This window comes from Dietzia sp. CW19, from assembly GCF_014145265.1.
Classification (GTDB): Bacteria; Actinomycetota; Actinomycetes; order Mycobacteriales; family Mycobacteriaceae; genus Dietzia; species Dietzia natronolimnaea.
The window spans coordinates 2504-5654 of sequence record NZ_JAALEE010000536.1 but is presented as its reverse complement, the minus strand read 5'-3'; the positions used below and the strand labels follow the sequence as shown (position 1 = coordinate 5654).

General features: G+C 70.0%; 2 protein-coding genes. Both read left to right on the top strand.

Annotated elements, in window-relative coordinates; genetic code table 11:
* Positions 1-192: 192 nt before the first annotated feature.
* On the top strand, positions 193-1665 hold the full coding sequence (locus tag G6021_RS15155) for an FAD-binding oxidoreductase (protein ID WP_182641639.1): 1473 nt from the start codon (positions 193-195) through the stop codon (positions 1663-1665).
* 11 nt (positions 1666-1676) lie between these two features.
* Complete coding sequence (locus G6021_RS15150; RefSeq protein WP_182641638.1) at positions 1677-2951, top strand: class I SAM-dependent methyltransferase; 1275 nt, start codon at positions 1677-1679, stop codon at positions 2949-2951.
* The last annotated feature ends 200 nt before the right edge of the window (positions 2952-3151 follow it).

The window sequence follows — 3151 nt, the reverse complement described above, 5'->3', positions numbered from 1 at the left end:
ATGGCCGCCGGGGTCGGGACCGAATCGCCCGCGCGATATGACCGGTGTCACAATCGAGACGCGTTCGAGACGGGCCCACACCGCCTCCCGCCCGCCACCCCCGGGACGGCCGGAGGCGCGCGGCCGGGCCATCGGGGTGGGCCGCAGCCGGATCAACTCTGGTGGTCGCCGACCGCTACTAGGGTGGGACGCATGGGCACTCATGGTCGTCTGTCCGGATCGCTGATCGTCGGACCCCGGCGCCACGAGGAGGGTGTTAGTCGACTCCTGGCCAGTTTCGAGGCGGTCCCCGTCGGTGAGCCCGTCCGGCTGGCCAAGAAGACGTCCAACCTGTTCAGGCCGCGCGCCTCGTCGTCGTCGCCCGGTCTCGACACCACCGGTCTGACGCGCGTGGTCTCCGTGGATCCGGACACCCGCACCGCCGACGTCCAGGGCATGTGCACGTACGAGGACCTGGTGGACGCCACCCTGCCGTACGGGCTGATGCCGTACGTGGTGCCGCAGCTCAAGACCATCACCCTCGGTGGTGCGGTGACCGGGCTGGGCATCGAGTCCAGCTCCTTCCGGCTGGGGCTGCCCCACGAGTCGGTCCTGGAGATGGACGTCCTCACCGGGACGGGCGAGATCGTCACCGCCCGCCCAGACGGCACGGACCGGGAGCGCGAGCTGTACCGCGGGTTCCCCAACTCCTACGGCTCGCTCGGGTACGCGGTGCGGCTGCGCATCGCGCTCGAACCGGTCGAGCGGTACGTCGGACTGCGCCACGTCCGGTTCGACTCCGTCGCCGCGCTGACCGACGGGTTGGCACGGATCAGCGAGTCCGGGTCGTACGACGACGAGGTGGTCGACTTCCTGGACGGGGTCGTCTTCTCGGCCGACGAATCCTACCTGACCCTGGGACGCCGGACCGACGAGCCCGGCCCCGTCTCGGACTACACCGGAGTGCGGGACAAACGGGCGATCTACTATCGGTCGATCCAGCACGGCGGGCCCGCCGGCTCGGTGGCCCGCGACCGGCTGACCATCCGCGACTACCTGTGGCGCTGGGACACCGACTGGTTCTGGTGCTCGCGCGCGTTCGGGGTGCAGAACCCCGGTATCCGCCGGTGGTGGCCGCAGCAGCTGCTCCGGTCGTCGGCGTACTGGAAGATCATCGGACTGGACCACAGGTACGACCTGGGCAACAGGATCGGGTCGCTCAAGGGTGAGGGCCCGCGCGAACGCGTGGTCCAGGACGTCGAGGTGACCATCGACCGGACCGAGGAGTTCCTCGAGTGGTTCCTGCGGGAGGTGCCCATCGAGCCGCTGTGGATCTGCCCGCTGCGGCTGCGTGAGTCCACGCCCGCGCCGGGTGTGGGCGGCGGCCCCGGCTCCGACCGGCCGTGGCCGCTGTATCCGCTGGCGCCGGAGACCACGTACGTCAACATCGGGTTCTGGTCCTCCGCGCCGATCGAGCCCGGCATGGCCGAGGGGGCGTGGAACCGGCGCATCGAAGAGGAGGTCTCCCGGCTCGGCGGGCACAAGTCGCTCTACTCCGAGGTCTTCTACTCCCGCGAGGAGTTCGACCAGCTGTACGGCGGCGAGCACGCGGCACATCTCAAGACGCGATTCGATCCCCGGGGCCGCTTCGCGACCCTCTATGACAAGTCGGTGGGTGCACGGTGACAACGGACAGGATGACCATCGGCGAGATCGTCGCCGCGTTCGCGACGGGGGAGCCGCCCCTGCGGATCGAGGCCTACGACGGGTCGGCGTTCGGCCCGGAGAACAGCGAGCTGGTGCTACGCCTGACGAGCCGGAGGGCGCTGCAGTACTTCGTCACCGCGCCGGGCGACCTCGGACTGGCCCGCGCCTACCTCATGGGCGAGCTCGAGGTCGACGGGGTGCATCCCGGTGCGCCGCATGACGTGTTCGGCGCGCTCGAGGTCTTCCGCAAGACCATGACGCACACGCCGGACCTGCGGACGATGGCGCGCATCGCCCGCTCGATCGGGCGCGAGAACATCACGATGCTGCCGATTCCCGAGCAGGAGGTGCCCGCGGCGTGGCGTCGCGTCGCGCACGGCATGCGCAGGCACTCCAATAAGCGGGACTCGGAGGTGGTCAGCTACCACTACGACGTGTCCAACCGCTTCTACGAGTGGATCCTCGGGCCCTCCATGACCTACACCTGCGCGTGCTACCCCGACGCCGGGGTCTCCCTGGAGGAGGCCCAGGACAACAAGTACCGGCTGGTGTTCGACAAGCTCGGACTGAAGGCCGGGGACCGTCTGCTCGACGTGGGCTGCGGGTGGGGCGGGATGGTGCGGTACGCGGCCGCCCGGGGGGTCCGGGCGATCGGCGTGACGCTCTCGCGCGAGCAGGTCGAATGGGGACAGGCCGCGATCCGGGACCAGGGGTTGGGGGACCTCGCCGAGGTCCGGCTGATGGACTACCGCGACGTTCCCGAGCGTGACTTCGACGCGGTCAGTTCCATCGGCATCACCGAGCACATCGGGCGCAGGAACTACCACGACTACTTCACCCGGCTGCACGGCTACCTGAGGCTGGGGGGTCGGCTGCTCAACCACTGCATCACCCGGCCGGACAACTCGCGCTCGGTCAAGGCGGGTGCCTTCATCGACCGGTACATCTTCCCCGACGGCGAACTGGCCGGTGCCGGGACGGTCCACCTCGAGGCGGAGAACGCCGGGTTCGAGGTGGTCCACGAGGAGAACCTCCGCCAGCACTACGCGTTCACGCTGCGCGACTGGTGCGCGAACCTGGTCGAGCACTGGGACGAGGCCGTCGACGAGGTGGGCGAACCGATGGCCAAGCTGTGGGGGCTCTACATGGGTGCCTGCCAGTACGGCTTCGAGCACAACAAGATCCAGCTCCATCAGATCCTGGCCGTCCGGCTCGGCGACACCATGACCTGGGACGTTCCACTGCGGCAGTGGTGGCGGCCGTGAGCCGCCGGGCCTGAGCGGCCGATCCCGCCCGGACACCGTCGGGGCCGGGTCGCGCCCATCGGGCCAGGATGCGCGCTCGGGCCGGGTCGCTCGCTCAGGCCGGGTCGCGCGCTCAGGCCAGGTCGAGGGCCAGCAGTACCTCACCCGTGGGGGCCGGGGAGCCGCCCGCGGGCTCCTCGGTGATCCCGATCTGGGCGGAG

Excerpts from the sequence above, each read along its gene's own strand:
- G6021_RS15155 (WP_182641639.1), top strand. The coding sequence starts at position 193 with ATGGGCACTCATGGTCGTCTGTCCGGATCGCTGATCGTCGGACCCCGG.
- G6021_RS15150 (WP_182641638.1), top strand. The coding sequence starts at position 1,677 with ATGACCATCGGCGAGATCGTCGCCGCGTTCGCGACGGGGGAGCCGCCC.